At 70.2% G+C, this 15,176-nt stretch carries 4 protein-coding genes; all 4 read right to left on the bottom strand.

The features are described 5' to 3' along the window. Positions 1-56 precede the first annotated feature (56 nt). Positions 57-1,694: a hypothetical protein gene (locus tag ADX84_RS11580; protein ID WP_049572032.1), complete on the bottom strand. Its 1,638-nt coding sequence runs from the start codon at positions 1,692-1,694 to the stop codon at positions 57-59. Between the two features lie 92 nt (positions 1,695-1,786). Beyond that, positions 1,787-14,173, bottom strand: coding sequence for a hypothetical protein (locus tag ADX84_RS11575; RefSeq protein WP_199776556.1), 12,387 nt, complete (start codon positions 14,171-14,173; stop codon positions 1,787-1,789). Positions 14,174-14,178: 5 nt separating this feature from the next. Then, positions 14,179-14,535 (bottom strand): hypothetical protein, encoded by a 357-nt coding sequence (locus ADX84_RS11570; RefSeq protein ID WP_049572024.1) that lies wholly within the window; start codon positions 14,533-14,535, stop codon positions 14,179-14,181. Positions 14,536-14,622: 87 nt separating this feature from the next. After that, entirely contained in the window at positions 14,623-15,009 is a 387-nt protein-coding gene (locus tag ADX84_RS11565; protein WP_234003932.1) for a YbaB/EbfC family nucleoid-associated protein, read from the bottom strand. Positions 15,010-15,176: the final 167 nt, after the last annotated feature.

The raw sequence follows: 15,176 nt of genomic DNA, 5'->3' as shown, positions 1-15,176 counted from the left end.
GAGGCCCGCGGGCTTGTCCAACTGCCGGTACGGGGTTACCGGCGGCTACTCTCCCGTCAGCGGCACTCGGCCTCGACCACCGACAGCGGGAGCTGCGGGGCCTCGCCGCCTTCGGGGATGGGGCCCCTGTTGCGTGCGCGCAGCGTGAACGAGTCCCCGACGTCCTGGAGCTCGGTCAGGGCCCAGTAACGGCCGTCGTCGGGCTGGGTGACCTCGAAACCGCCGCGGAAGGATCCGCCGGCGTTCTCGCCGTCGAACAGCTCGTAGTGGGTGGGGACGCCGTTCGCCCACAGCGGGTCGGGACCGTTCTGCACGAGGATCTTGACCGTGCAGGTCGAGCCGGCGCCGCCGGGCCAGAACGTCCACTCCGCGGAGGTGTTACCACCGTCGGGGTCGCCGCTCACGGCCATGACATCGTAGCCGTCGTCACATCCGGCCCCGTCGTAGCCCGCGGGCCCCGAGCGCCAGACGCCGTCACCGTGGATCTGGTAGCGGGCCCCCTCGGAGTCGCAGCCGGGACCGGCGACCGCGCGGAACGGCTCGGGCTCGGGCTCGGGCTCGGGCTCAGGCTCAGGCTCAGGCTCCGGCTCGGGAGCCGACTGGGGCTCCTGCTCGGAAGCGGACCGGGGCTCGGGAGCGGACGTGGAACGCTGCTCCTCCGCCTCGACACCCTCACTGAGCGGCTCCAGGCTCTGCCCGGTCTGGGCGCTGAGCGGCTCGGACTCCGCGCCGTCGGGGGCGTCGCCCTCGGCGCCGTCAGCCTCGTCGTCCGCCTTGGTGTCGGCCTTGGTGACGTCGCCCTCGGTGTCCTCCTCGGAACCCTTGCCCTTGCCGGACTCGGACTCCTCGGACTTCTCGGTGTCCTCCTCGCCCTTGCTGTTGCGCTCGGTCAGGAGGGTTTCGAGCAGCGAGCCCTTCTCGACGGTCACTCCTTGGGGCTCGCCGGCACCGCCGCCGCCCCCACCGGTGCCGTCGCCGCCGCGCTCGCCACCGTCCTCGTCGTCATCCTCGGTCACACCCGCGACCGGGGCGCCCGCGGGGCCCCCGGACGAGGGGTCCACCGGGCGTTCGGGCAGGCCTCCGCCGCCCGATCCCCCGGGGGCGCCCGCACCGGCCGAGGCCGGGTCCGGGACGGCACCCGGGTCCGCCCCGGTGTCCGCGCCGGGCAGGACGGGGGCGTTCGGCTGTACCTCGGGAACGTATCCCTGGACGCCCGTCCCCGAGGCGGAGGCGGACGCGGAGGCACTGGACGGGTCCGCGAAGCTGCCGGAGGCGAGGTCGGTCTGGAGCGGCGCACCGGCCTGGTGTTCCTTGGCGGCGGAGAGGCCGAACGGGGCGGCGACGAGCATCAGACCGGCGATGGCCGCGACCGCGAGGGTCGGGCGGCTCGGGCGGTAGCGCTCCTCCTCGGCCTTCTCGGTGCCGTCAGCGGTCCGGGCGGCGCCGCCGCGCAGGGCCAGCGCCGCGAGCAGGGCGTTGCGACCGCGTTCGGTGTCGGGCTTCGCCTCGACCGCTTCGGAGGTGGAGGCGGCCGGGATGGGGGCGGGGGCAGGGTGGGGCGCGGTCTGGCCTGGGCCTCGCTCCGACGGGGCCCCGATGGCGTCCCGGGCCACGGCCGCGGGCGCCTCCCCCGTCGAGCTCAGCACGGGCCCCGTGCGGTGGGGACCGCGCGGTGCCTCGGTGTTGTCGGTCATTCTTCGTTCTTCCTTTCGGAAACCGGAAGGTCCTCCGGCGTATCGGGGGCGGCCGCGAAAAGCGGCACTGGTGGGGATGGTCTGTGTGCCCGTCAGCTCGGGTTCAGGGCGGTCATGAAGTTCGCCTGCATCACCGGGTTGACGCCCGTGGTGTTGGGCGCTGGCGGCGGCGGGGGTGGCGGAGCGGGCGGCCGGAAGGCATCCCGCAGGGCCGTGAAGAAGGAGTCCAGGGAGGTCCGATGTGTGTGCAGGGCTTCGTGGAGCGCGTGGCGGCGCTCGACCAGCTCGCGCAGGGCCACCACCATCTCCTCTGACAGGTCCCGGGGAGTCCCGGCGTCGTCCCGGAGCGAGTCCAGTCCGTCCAGGGCGGCGCGGTGCTGCGCCGCGGTCACGTCAGCCGGACGGTTCCATCCGCGGTCGTCGGCTCCCGAGCCGAGGTACTCACGGATCGCCTGGACGCCGTCCACGGTCTGCTCCGACCATGACCTCGGGTTCATCTCCGGTCCGAGTGCGAGCAGGTCGGTGGCTTCCCGGGCGTGTGCACGGGAGTCGTCCGACCGGTCCAGCCCCAGCTCGTTGTCGAGCGCCGTGCCGAGCGCCTTCTCGGTGTCGGCGGCGGCGGTCTGGCGCTCCGCGACAGTGTCCCACGCGGCGATGGATTCGGCACTCACGCCGGTGGCGATCTGACGGACCTGGTCCAGGCTCAGCCAGACGTCGACCGTTGAGGTGGTGCTCTCCGCCTTCGGTGGGGTACCCGACTTGGTGTCCTGCGCGACGACCAGCACATCGATGGGGAAGCGCACCAGGTACCCGGGCCCCTTCTCGGGGGCTTCGGCGTGGGTGTGCACGGTGGACGCCGACTGCTTGTTGCCGCCCCCCGCGGAGCTCTTCGCTCCGGCAGTGTTGGCGCCGCCGCCGAGGAGTGCCAGGTTCTCGTCGAAGCCGGAGGCGGGCTGGTCCACGCCCTTCATACCCGAGAGGTCCAGCCCGGTGTTGAGCGCGGTGGATCCGGCGTGGGCGACGGAGTCCTCGTCGCGGTGCGTGTCCTGGCTCTCCGTGCCGGTCCCCAGGTCCCCGACCGCCCCGACGATACGGGCGCCGTCGGGGTCGACCTGGGTGAACAACTTCGTCTCCAGGCCGGGCACGGCGAAGGGCCCCTGCTTGTCCAGGCCCACCAGGGTCGCGCCATCGCCCGTTGACGAGGAGTCGAACAGCGTGGTCAGCACCTGCTGGTCGATGGCGGCGCCGAGCATGGGCGCGCGCGATCCGGGACGCCCCTGGTGCAGGTGGTCGACGGCGTTGGAGACGTTCCGTCCGTTGGCGTCGGGCTGCCAGTCCAGGGCCCGTGCCTGGGCGATCACCGCGGCGTCCGCGATCGGGCCGCGTCCGACCGCCTCGACCGGAGGCAGGTTGGTCTGCGGGCGCCCGAGGCCGCCGAACCAGTCGTTGGAGATGGCCTGGACGTTGTTCGGCCCGGTGGCGGGCGGTGCGAACGGCTGGGAGGTGACGGGTGTCGGGGCGGGGGGCGTGGGCTGGAAGGTCCCCGCCTGGTACACCTCGGTTCGGGTCCCTACGTCGGTGTGCCCAGAGAAGACTTTGCCGTCGTCCACCGACAGGGTGAAGTCGAGCCTTGTCGGCGTGGCACCGGTGACTCCGGGGGCCTTGACCGTTCGGGTCTCCGACTCCGTGGTGGTGTCCGAGGTCAGGTGTGCCTTGGTGGTCCCGCTCTCCGCACCGGTGCCCGTGGACGGGATGAAGGACTGGTACCGGTCATTCGGGAAGGTGGCGGCCCCGCTGCTGTCGGTTCCGCTGGCCGGGACCGGGTTGACCAAGCCGTCCAGGCCGGCGGTCACACCGTGCTTCTTCTGCTCGCCCTCGGAGGCGTTGTGTTCGGTGGACTTCGAGACGGAACGCTCCGAGGACATCCCCGACTCGACCGGACCGAAGACGGGTGCGCCGTTGGGCACCAGCTTGAGCAGCAGCCACCCTCCCTCGCTGAAACGCTGTTCACCCATGAAATCGTGGCGGAACTTGACATCCAGGGCCAGGCCTCCGGACTGGTACCTGAGGTTGAGGCCCCTGGTGGTGGTGGGGGACAGGGCGGCCCTGATGACGCGCTGGCTCTGGTCGGTCAACTCGAAACCGTTCGCGCGCACCTCCCGGTTGATGCTGTCCAGGGCAGCGCGGGAGTCGATGTTGTTGAGGGCGTACCCGGAACCCTCCCGTCCGGGGATGACCCCGATGTCGTTGGGCACCGAGCGGGCGTTCGTCAATGCGGTGTCGAGACCGGCGGTGCCTGGCAGGGCCGCATTCTGGGCGAGGTCGAGGACGCGGTAACGCGCGTCGGTGTGACCGTTCGCGTCGTGGTGCGTGGGCGTGACCTGCTCCTGGACCTGCTCGCCCTGTGGGCGGTCGCGGTCGTTCCCGTCCTGGTTCTGTTCGTCCCCCGGACGGTTCTGGGTGTTCGGGGTGCGGTCGTCGTCGCCCTGCGTCCGGTTGTCCTGGGCCCGGGGGTTCGGGGTGCGGTCGTCGTCGCCCTGCGTCCGGTTGTCCTGCGTCCGGTTGTTCGGGGTGCGGTCGTCGTCACCCTGCGTCCGGTTGTCCTGCGTCCGGTTGTTCGAGGTGCGGTCGTCGTCACCCTGCGTCCGGTTGTCCTGCGTCCGGTTGTTCGAGGTGCGGTCGTCGTCACCCTGCGTCCGATTGTCAGCAGGGCGGTTGCGGTCACCGGTGTCGTCACCTCCGGCAGGCCTCGTCACGACGTTGCCGTGCCCGTCGGTGGTGGTACTGAACGGCAGCGTGGCAACGGTTGCCCAGCGGGTGCGAATCGTTGTGTCCACGCTGTACCGGTCGACGGTCCTCACGTTCACGGTGCTGCCGGGCAGGGAGATCTTGTTCTCCTCGCCGAACGAGGTGGAGTCGCCCTGCGTCTGCGTCTGCTTCGTGGCGAAGGGGATGAAACCCAGGGTGCCACGCACGCGGTTGTACCTGGTGTCGCCCTGGTTGGGGGACGCTTCTCCCTTGAGGCCGATCGTCACATTGTGCGAGGAGCTCTCGCTCGTGCCCACGACCCTGTCTGACTCGGCCTTGAAGGTGAGGCCGACTTCGCTGTCGAGCAGCACTCCCGACGTGTGCACCGACACACGCTCGGCGTTGATGTTGAGCGAGAGATCGGCGCGTTTGGTCCAGGAGTCCTCGAACTGGCCCTGGAGCAGGAGGCCACCGTCGTGCACGTCCATCGAGTGGGCGGCCAGGGCCTGGGGCGAGCTGAGGACACGCCAGGTGCCCATGACGGCCTCGCCCGAGCGGGAGGCGGCGGTGAAGCCGGGAGCGGACCTCACGGAGTCCACGAGGTTGTCCCACAGGCCGGGAGACTCGGAGTGCTTGGGCGCGTGCGGCAAGCTGTCGAGATCGAGGTCCGGCCGAGGACGTGGCGTTCCGTCCCGGTTGTCGGCAGCCCGACCATCCTGGTTCTGCTGGTTGCCTTGGACCTGGTTGTCACCCTGGGCCTGGTTGTTCCCCTGGGCCTGCTGATTGCCCTGGTCCCCCTGAACCGGTGCCGCGGGGGGGTTGTTCGTCGGGTTCGGTGGGCGCAGACGCGCGTCACGCTCCACGGCGAACCGGTGGTCCTCCCCCAGCCCGCGTGCCGTGGCGGCGTCGCCGTGCGTGCGCCGCTCAGTATTGCGCGCCTCGGTGAGCTCGCGCTCGCTGGCGGGAAGAGCGTCTCGGGCGTTCGTCGATGCGTTCCGGGCCCCCGTGGCGGTTTGCACGGCCTCCTGAGCCTCGTTCACCAGGGTCTGGGAATTGTCCACCTGTGTCTCTGCCCGGGTGACTTCCGCACTCAGCTCGGAGGGGGTCTGCTTGCTCAAGCGGGCCACGTTCTCCGGGTCCCTGGCAGACTCGACGGGCTTCGTGCCGCTCTCCCCCGCGGACTCGATGGGCTTCTTGCCGATCTCCCCCTCGGACTTGTCGGCCTTCTTGTCCAGCTGATCGGCCCTGGTGTCGAGGTCACCCGCCTCCCGGACGGCTCTCAGGGCCCCTTCACGCTTCTCGCTGATGGCCTGGGGCGTCTCCGGCCGCGGCGGGGTACGAGCCGGATCGCTGGCGTCCGAGGGAGTCGGTTGTGTGGCCTTGTTGTAAGCCGCCTCAGCGTCCTCCAGCGCCCTGCGGGCGTCCTCTCTGGTCTCGACAGTGCGGTCCCAGTTGGCGGCAGCCGCTTCCCAGAGGCGGTTGGCGGTGGACAGATTCGTCGTCTCGGGCGTGGGCGTACCCAACGGCGTGATGAGGTCGGATGCTGCAGGCACCGTTGGTGTCGTGGCGCCGGTCGCCTCTCGGAGCGCCTTGACGTAGTCCCACATCCTCTGGACGGCGTTCGCGTTGCGATCAGCCGCCGCCTGCTGGGCGTGAGCAGCATCCAAGCGGTCCTGAACCGCCTGCTGTACCTGGGACAGCTCAAGATTCTTCTGCGTGAGGACCTCCCGGTCCTGAGCGAGTGTCTCGTTCCTGGTCTCCAGCGTCTTCTCGGCGGCGTCCAGCGTGTCCTGGTTGTTCGTGAGGGCGTCGGCGAGAGCTTTCAGACCGTCTCGCGCGGTCTCGGCAGCGGTAGCCGCCTCATGGTGCCGTCGGGCCTGATCGAGCGCCCGTTGGGCGGCGTCGCGGGCTGCTCTCTGGTCAGCCGAGCGGTCGGTGTTCGGGCCGGGACTGTCGAGTTCGCCCGGCACCGGTGTCGTCCTGGGGCCCTCCACCACGACACGGGGGCGCTGGGCGTCGGGGCCCGAGCCCTGCGGGGTGACGGAGATGGGCGCGTGGCTCCCGATCGAGGCCCGAAGGTCGAGCGCGTAGGACCAGGTCTCCAGGTCACCCTTGGCGCTGGAGGAGGCTTCGACCCCGCCCTTGCGGGTGCCGGAGAACGGCTTCGCGTTCTCGTGCTCGTAGGTGTATCCGGCACCCACTTCGAGGACGCCCTTGGGCAGACCGCCGGCCGTCGCCCCGAACCGGGCCTGGATCATGGCCGTGACCTCCGCGCCGTAGGCGATCGAGTTCTGTTCGCCAGACCCCTGGGCGGTCGAGGCGCTGAGCGCTGAACTCAGGGAGCCGCCGCCTCGCGTGCCCTCGAACCGGGCATCGCCGAACCGCCCGTCCAGCCGAACGGTGAGGAAGTCGGCGCCGTCCCGGTCGTCGGTGCGTACCGACGGCAGGAAGACACCGAGCGCGTCGCGGAGCTTCCCAGGGGCGGGCGTCAGCGCGTTGCCCAGACCGCCGGTACGCAGGATGATGTCGACGCCCCCGGTTGTCAGGCCATCGGACTCGGCGATCGCCCTCCCGGCCTGCTCGTAGATCTCCAAGGTGTTCTGTGCCCGAAGGTCCGGCCCCTTCCACACACTCCCCAAGAATCCTCGACGGTCTCCGGGGGCCCCGGAGGGGTCGTTGACCAGTTCGGGGTGAAGGTTGAAGACCTGCTGGTGGATGAGCTTGGCCGCGACGGTCATGGGCGAGTCGCCGTTGCCGTCCCTCAGACGCCCGTCTCCCCACTCGGCCCGCACCGGAACCGCCTCACCCAGGTGCTGCACGCGGTCGTTCTGGAGACCGGGAGTGGTGGGCGCGGCCGGGGGAGTCTGTGTGCCGCGGTTGTTGCCACCCGCAGCCAGGGAGACGGCGTCGGATGTCGAGACCTGGTCGAGGGTGATCAGGTCCAGGATTCCCTCCAGCACTCGTGGCTGGGGCTGGGGCTTGGACGAGCGACCACCGCGCTCCTGGTTGTTGTTACCGGTGTTGCCCGTGTTGTTGTTACCGGTGTTGTTGTTGCCGGTGTTCCCCGTGTCGGTGGAGTTCTCCGTCCTGGGCGGGGTGGGCTGCTGCTCGGTGGTCGTGACCCGGTAGATGCGTTCCACCTGATAGAAGGCGGAGTCACCCTTGGTGCCGGGCCCGAACACGCGCTCGCTGCCGTATTCGATGCTGCGCGTGTGCTTCTGTGCGCCCTTGACTCCACCACCCACCTCGGTACCGGCCCGAAGCGCCGCCCCCACAGCGGGGATGATGGTGCCGATGAATCCGATGCCTGCTCGGATCTCCTGCTTGTTGGTGCGCCCCGCACTGAACTGCGCGTTGCCGGACGACTTGTTGGTGTCGGAGAAGGACGAGTCCTTCAGCTCCGGTCCGATCCTCGTGTAGTTGACGGGGCCGCCGCTGAGCTCGACGAACTGCGCGTTCCCGGCGTCGTCCTGGTAGGGGAACCGCAGTACCTCCCCGTCGTCCGCGCGTCCCAGGTGGTCACGCAGCGTCCGCATGTCGACCGGGAACCTGTCGGGCAGTGTGCTGTCGACGACGGCCAGTGTGTGTGAGAACCGCGGGGCGCGGATCGGGATCCCGTCCCCGTCACCGTCGCGTGAGGCCGGATCGTCGGTGCGGAACTGTTGGGGCGCACGGTCGGTGGTGGTGCCCCCGTCACCGTTGTTGTCACTCAGATGACCCGCCAGGACCAAGTCGAACGCGTCGTTCAAGCGGTCGGAGAAGCTGACCCGGACCGGCGGCCCGGCGGGCTGCTGCACGCCGGTGCCCTGCTGTCCGGCGGGCTGCTGCACGCCGGTGCCCTGCTGTCCGGTGGGCTGCTGCTGTTGTCCGCCCGGTTGCCGCTGCCCACCCGTATGCTGCTGCCCGCCCGTATCCTGTTGCCCCCCGGCCGGTCTGGGCGGCTGCGGCAACGGCGTGACGTCCAGGGTCGCGTTCACGACGAGATCGCCGGCGAAGTGGGCGGGGCCGTCCCCGTCCACGTCGACCTTGCTCTTGTGTCGGCGTTCCGAGCTGGTCTGGTACTCGGTGCCGCGCTGTCGGACCGCGAACGACCCCTTCAAACGGGTGGTGATCAACGCCGGCTTGGCGAGGGCCTTGCCGATGATGGTTACGGGAGCCGCCACGTTGACGCTCTTGCGGCTCTGCTGGGATCCGCTGCCCACCGTCTTGGCACGGTTCTCGGTCGCGTCCCCGGCGTTGACGCGGTGGTCGGGGGAGTCCGTGATGTCGCGCCACGTGCGGTCCACCGTCAACCGCACGTTCCCTCGCGGGGGCGGAGGATTCTGGTCGTTGCCGTCGCCGTCCCGGTTGGGGTTGGGAACGTGCACGGGGACGTCGATCGCCTCACCCGGAACAGTGCGGCCTCCGCTGATGCGCTCGATGGCCTCCGTGAAGGCCCGGCCGTGCGGCTCCACGCCGTGCTGCGTGATCTGGCCGAGCAGACGCTGCTCCAACCCGTCGACGTCGGCGACGGGGTTCATCCGCATGCCGGAGTAGCCGCCGTAGTCCACGTTGGGACCGACGTCGGCGAGAGCGTCGAGCACCGCCGTCGTCTCCTGCGTGACCGGCCTGGTCACGGGCGGCGGGTCCGGCGGTGTCAGGTCGGTCTGCGTGACCACGATCTGCGGCGGGTCCTGGCGCGTGTCGTCACCGTCGACCTGTTGCTGGGTGTCGGTGGGCGCCACTGTCCCGTCCTGGACCCGTGGCGGTGGCGGGGGCGTCTCGCCCGTGGTGGTCGGGTTGTTCCCGCGCGGTGCACGGGAGGATCCCTCGCCCCCGTCGTCGGTGACCCTGGGCCGACGAGGCCGCCGACGGTCCCCACGGTCACCCTCGTTGTCCCGCTGGTTGGTGAGGTCCTGCATCCGGTGGCTCTCGGGCCTTCGGCGGTCCCGTCCACTGCCTCCGCCGTCGCGGCTGCTGCCTCCGTTGTTCCGGCTGCTCCCCCCGTTGTTGCGGCCACTGCCTCCGCTGTTGCCGTCTTTGCTCCCGCTCTTGGACTTGAACGGGTTGTAGAAGGGTGACGCGGCCCGGTGGTCTCCGCCGCCTTGTGTGGCCACCGGCGTGGGTCCGCTCGGCATCTGCGACAACGGCGCGTCCATGCCCGCGTCGCGTGCGGTGTCGAGGGCCTGGTCCCAACGCCCGTCAGTGGTCCACTCCTGGACCGTACGGTCGAAATCGTCCCGCAGCCGGGGCGGGAGATCGGCGCGGACCTGGTCGTTGTCGCGACCGCGTACACGGCTGTCGTACGCGGCACCGAACAGGGCCACGTTGTCGGAGTGGTCGCGGTTCCCGTCGGGGTCGAGCACCTGGGACAGATCCTGGTGCACGGAGTCGGGAAGGTCTCCCACGCGGGCGGGCGGGTCGTAGCGCGACGCCCCGTTCGCCTGGGTCTCGATCTGCTCCAGGTAGTGGTTGAGGATCTGCGGGGGCCGGTTGTCGCGCCCGCCGGGAGAGTCCATGTAGCCGCCGGCCTCGTGGACGGCGGTGGAGTCCGGTGAGTCACGGAGCACGGCACGAGGGCGGCCGGACCCGTCCTGGGAACGGTCCTGGGACTCGTCGTTGAGGCCGAGCTGGTGCAGGGTCTCGTGCAGCCAGACGTCGGCTCCGTCGTCCAGGCGCCAGTTGGAGGTGTCGCTGCGTCCGGGCAGGTCCGGGTTGTCGTGGACCCACGTGACGTCGGCGTGCGGACGACCGTCGGGACCGACCGGCTCCACACGGACGTGGAGCTGGTCCCCGCTGTCGGGCAGACGGTAGCGCTCGTTCACGACGTCGTTCAGCCGGTTCAGGAAGACCTGTTGGGCCGTGTTCGCGTCCGACCGGCTGACGTCGGGGCCTGCCTCGAAGTTCATCCGGACCGTGAGTTCGGTGACGTGCGTCGGCCCGTCGGGGCCGGGATCCGGCAGGGGGACGCGACGGATGTCGAAGCCGCGTTCCGCGATCGAGGTGATCGGGTTGTCCTTGGTGGATCCGTGCAGGATCTCGACGCCGTCGGTGTCGACACCTGAGCGGTCGCGGTTGCCGCCCACTCGCGTGGGTTCGACGCTGTCGCGCGTGTCCTGCCAGTCCGTGGGCGGACGCGTCCGGTCGGAGACGGGGGCCGGGTCGTCGGGATTGGGGCGCGGGCGGGACACCGGTGGGGTGTTGGTCTGGTTGCGGCGCCCGTCCCCCGTGGACTCCTGGCCGCCCTGCGCGGCGGGGTTGTGCGGCGGGGCCATCACGACGGGCACGGGGGTGCCGTCGGGTCGCGCGGTCGCCTCGTTCGAGCCGTCGTCCTGGCGGACGGGCGCCCCGGAACCGTCCTCGTCGCGTGTGGAGCCCTGGGAGCCGTCCTCGTTCAGCGGTCCCTGCTGGTCACCGTTCTGGTGCACGGTCGCACCGGGGTCCTGCTCACCGGAGCGCTCGTCTCCGGGAGACCGGACGTCGGAACCGGTGTCGTCCTGGGTGGTGCGGGTGTCGTTGGGTCCGGACTCGTTGTCCGGGGCGGTCTCGGAGTCGCCCTCGCGTCCGTTCGGGCGGTGGGTGTTCGTGTTGCCGTCGCTCGAACCCTGCCCGGTCGCGTTCGGGGTCGAGCCGGGCGGGGGCTGCCCGTTGGTACTGGTGTTGTCCGTTGGCCCCTGAGCCGGGGGGCTCTGGTCGGAGGACTGGACCTGGTTGTCGATCGGTCGGGCGGATCCGTCAGTGTCCGACTCCTGGTTCGGGACCTCCCGGGCCGGAGGGCTCTGGTCCGACTCCCCCGGGTTCGGGGTCTCCCGGACAGGGGTGTCCCGGGCAGGGGTGTCCTCAGGCCCGTTCTCACGTTCAGGACCACCGGTCTCCCGCACCACACCGTCACCAGTGGACTCACCCTGCACCGGGGAGTTCTGGTTCGGGGTCTCCCGAACCTGCTCACCCTGGTTCGGAGCGTCCTGGATCGGCTGATTCTGAGCTGGGGTCTCCTGGGTCGGCTGGTCCCGAACGGGGGTGTCCTCAGCGGTGTTCTCACGCACGGGGCCATCCCCGTCACGCACCACACCGTCACCGGAGGAATCGCCCTGCACAGGCGGGTTCCGCACCGGTGAGTTCTGGTCAGCGCTCCCCTGGACAGGAGAATTCGGGTTCGGGGATCCCTGGGTCGGGGCCTCCTGGACAGGCGGGTTCTGGTCAGGATTCTCCTGAACGGGCGGCTGCTCCCCGACCGGCGTCTCCCGCACCGGGGAGTTCCCACCATTCTCCTGCGCGGGACCACCCCCGTCCCGCACCACACCATCGCCGGAGGACTCATCCCGCACAGGAGACTCCTGGACAGGGGAATTCGGGTCCGGACCCGCCTGAACGGGCGGCTGCTCCCCGACCGGCGTCTCCCGCACCGGGGAGTTCCCACCATTCTCCTGCGCGGGACCACCCCCGTCCCGCACCACACCGTCACCGGAGGGCTCACCCTGCACCGGAGACTCCTGAACCGGCGAGCTCTGGTCAGGGTTCCCCTGGACGGGAGGGTTCGGGTTCGGGGCCCCCTGGGGCGGGGCCTCCTGCACGGGCTGGTTCTGGTCAGGGTTCCCCTGGACAGGCGGGTTCTGGTCAGGGTTCCCCTGGACAGGCGGCTGGTCCTGGTTCGGCGTCTGCCCGGCAGGCGGGTTCTGGTCGGGGCTCCCCTGAACCGGCGGCTGCTCCTGGTTCGGAGTCTCCCGGACAGGCGGGTTCTCGGACCCGTCCTGGCTCCCGGTCGTCGTCTCGGGCCCGTCCACCACCGCCGGGCCCTGGCCGTCACCGGTCTCCTCGGGGGAGCGGTCCTGGCCCCCGGTGTTCTGGTCCTGGCCACCGGGGACGGGCCCGTCCCCGGCCCCGTCCCCGGCCCCGTCGTCCTCCACGGACGTGTTCTCCGGTCCACCCCGGTTCAGGTGGTCGGAGTCGTTGCCGCTCTCGTTCTCGTTCGAGGGATTGACGGGCCGTTCGGAACCCTGCCCGAAGGAGTCCTGCGTCGTGGGCGTCCCGTTCGAGGCGTCGTTCTCGTTGGTCGGTGTCTCGGGCAGGGAGGAACCGTTCTCGGACCGACCGTTCGTGTCGGAGGACTCGGTGGTGACCTGCTGGGGCGGTGGGGGAGGCGGTGGGGTCGAGCCCCGTGTGGGGTCGTTGGTCGAGTCGTTGCCCTGTCCGCGCGAGCGATCGCCCTCCCCTGACAGGGAGGAGCCGTTCGAGGAGGACGCGTCCGACGCGGAGTCGCCCGAAGAGGATCCGGAATCCGACGTGCTGACGTTCCCGTTCCCGTCCGGGGAACCGCCGACATCGCCACCGACGCTGCGGTTGTCGTTGACACCGTCGTCGGAAGGGCCGGGCTGCGGGGCGGGCGGAGGGACGCCCGGGGGCAGACCGGCGTTCTTGAGGTGGTCGAGCAGCAGCAATCCGCCCGTCGTGAGACTCTGCTGCACCATACCGGAGACGAGTCCGGAGACCCCGGACAGCCAGGTGACGGTGAAGGTCTTCTGGTCGCTGAAGAGCAGGTTGAAGAAACCCTCGCTGAGAGTGCCCTGGGCGGCGTTGGCGATGCCCTGGCCGCCGAGCTGCGACAGGAAGTTCTTCCAGTGGGAGCCGACGTCGGAGAGCCCGTCGCGCACCCCGGTGGGCACCCCCGTGGTCAGGAAGTCGCGCATGTTGGGGTCCAGGCCCCGCCCGTACTTGCTCACGACGTCGTTCAGGGCGTCGTTGAGTCCGTCCCTGCCCCAGTTCCGGGTGAAGGCGTCGGCGTAGCGCTCACCGAAGTCGCGGGCCTGGTCCTTGCCCATCGAGCCGCCCAGGGAGTTGGCGAACTGGTCTCCCATGTCAGTGCGGAAGCGTTCGCCGTCGATCGGGCGGTTCCACCCGGGCCGGTTGTCCATGCCGTACGGCCGCAGCAACTCGTCGCTGTTACGGCCCATCACGCCGCCGATCCCATCGGGCAGTCCGCCGGGGCCGCCGCCGACGCTGCCCGTGGGGAAGTTGTCGTCGAGCTGTTTGGTGATGGAGGGCCCGGTGGTGTTGCCGAGCAGCTTGTTGAACTGATTGGACAGAGCGCTGCCGCCGAAGACGGCGGCGGTGCCGAACAGGCCGTCCAGCATGGCGCCCTTGGCCGCGTCCTCGGTGAGCTTGTGGTCCCACCCGTTGCGGTTGCCCTGGTCGATCTGGATGCGCTGGATCAGCGCGTCCAGCGTGAGGGCGAAGAACTGGCTGATCGCCATCTGCTGGAGCAGCGTGGAGAGCAGCCGGAACATGACCCGCCCGATGACGGTGCGGGCGATCGCCTGGAAGATCGGGATCTTGGCCAGGGAGGCGCCGAAGGTGTAGGGCGCCATGGCGATCGCCCAGGCGATCTCCACTGCCAGCTGGACGAGCTGACCGATGATCATCCACTTCGCGTACTGCACCTGTGTGCCCGCGTTGTGGACGTACTCCTGGAGACCCCGGGCGACCTTCGTCCCCTCACCGAGGTAGTTGTTCTGCCCCGCCGTGAACTCGTCCACCGACTGGTCGAAGAAGTCCGCCGCCGTGGCGTCGAAGTTCTCCCGCACCTTGTTCTTGATCCGGATGACGAGCTGGGGGAGCTCGACCTCCAAATGGTCAGCGGTGGTGCCGTAGACCTGGGCGAGCTCCCACAGCCGCGTCTCGTCGGCGGTGGGCCACTCCGAACCTGTCAGGACCGAGAACAGGTTGCGGAGTTCGGCGGGCAGTTCCATTCCCATGGGGGTCAGTGCCTCCCGCTGGTACCACCGGTACCGCCCTGGATCCCGCCCAGGCGCGCCGCGGTGTCGATGCCGTACTGCTCGGAGCGGCCGAACTGCTTGGCCGTGTCGATGGTGGCCTCGGCGGTGTCCTCGAACGCCGTACGGAGTGTCTTCAGGAAGACCGCGAACTCGTCACGCGCCGGGAGGTAGTTCGCCTCGAACGACTTGGCGACGGCGTCTCCCTCACCCCAGCACTCGCCCAGGGCGTCGGCGGAGGTGGTGTGAGACTGGTCGATCGCCCCCACCATGGCGGCGAGCTGGTGGATCTCGGCCCCGTCCCTGGCTACCGCCTCAGGGTCGATCGAGATGCGTTCCGACATGTTCCCCTCCTTGCTCGTCCTGTCCCGTCTCCGTCGTCATGGCCCGGAGCGGGGGAGGCACGTTCCTCCCCCGCTCCCGGCCGACCGTCACTTGGGCGACCGCACGTTGCCCAGACCCAGTTCCTCCAGCAGAGCGGTCGGGTCGCCCGCCACCGCCTGCTCCCGTGCCGCCGAGTCGCCCGGCACCAGTGTGCCCATGGCCGTGGAGACCTGCTGGGCCACGTCGCGCCGGGCTCGTTCGACGACCTCGATGATCGCGGCGGCGAGTTCGGCGGGTGCCATCATCCGGTACTTCTCGGTGTGGAACCGCATCTCAGCGATCTCGCCTCTCGCGTTCACCGTCACGCTGAGCATCCGGTCCTTGGACGCCGCTTCGGCGGTAACCGACTCCAGGTTTGCGCTTGCCTCCGCCAGCCGCTCCTGGCTCTGGCGAAGTTGTTCGAGTGACCTCTCCATCTGACCCTGCAGGGACATGTCCAACGCTGCTCACTCCCTTGTCTTTTCGTGTTCCGGGGCGTCCGAGTGAGGCGGGGCCGCCCCGTGCGGTGGTGCCCCACACCTTCTCGTCCTCCGAGAGCCACGTGGTGCGGCTGCGTTCCTGGCCTCCGCCACGGGCGGAGGTCCTGGCACCCCCGGCATGC

It is taken from the genome of Nocardiopsis sp. SBT366 (assembly GCF_001083815.1).
Taxonomy (GTDB): Bacteria; Actinomycetota; Actinomycetes; order Streptosporangiales; family Streptosporangiaceae; genus Nocardiopsis; species Nocardiopsis prasina.
Note: the sequence above shows the minus strand (reverse complement) of the source record. Positions and strands in the feature narration are given on the sequence as shown.

What these genes read in the sequence shown, in the direction of transcription:
- ADX84_RS11580 (WP_049572032.1), bottom strand. Translation starts at nt 1,694, where the DNA reads ATGACCGACAACACCGAGGCACCGCGCGGTCCCCACCGCACGGGGCCC.
- ADX84_RS11575 (WP_199776556.1), bottom strand. Translation starts at nt 14,173, where the DNA reads ATGGGAATGGAACTGCCCGCCGAACTCCGCAACCTGTTCTCGGTCCTG.
- ADX84_RS11570 (WP_049572024.1), bottom strand. Translation starts at nt 14,535, where the DNA reads ATGTCGGAACGCATCTCGATCGACCCTGAGGCGGTAGCCAGGGACGGG.
- ADX84_RS11565 (WP_234003932.1), bottom strand. Translation starts at nt 15,009, where the DNA reads ATGTCCCTGCAGGGTCAGATGGAGAGGTCACTCGAACAACTTCGCCAG.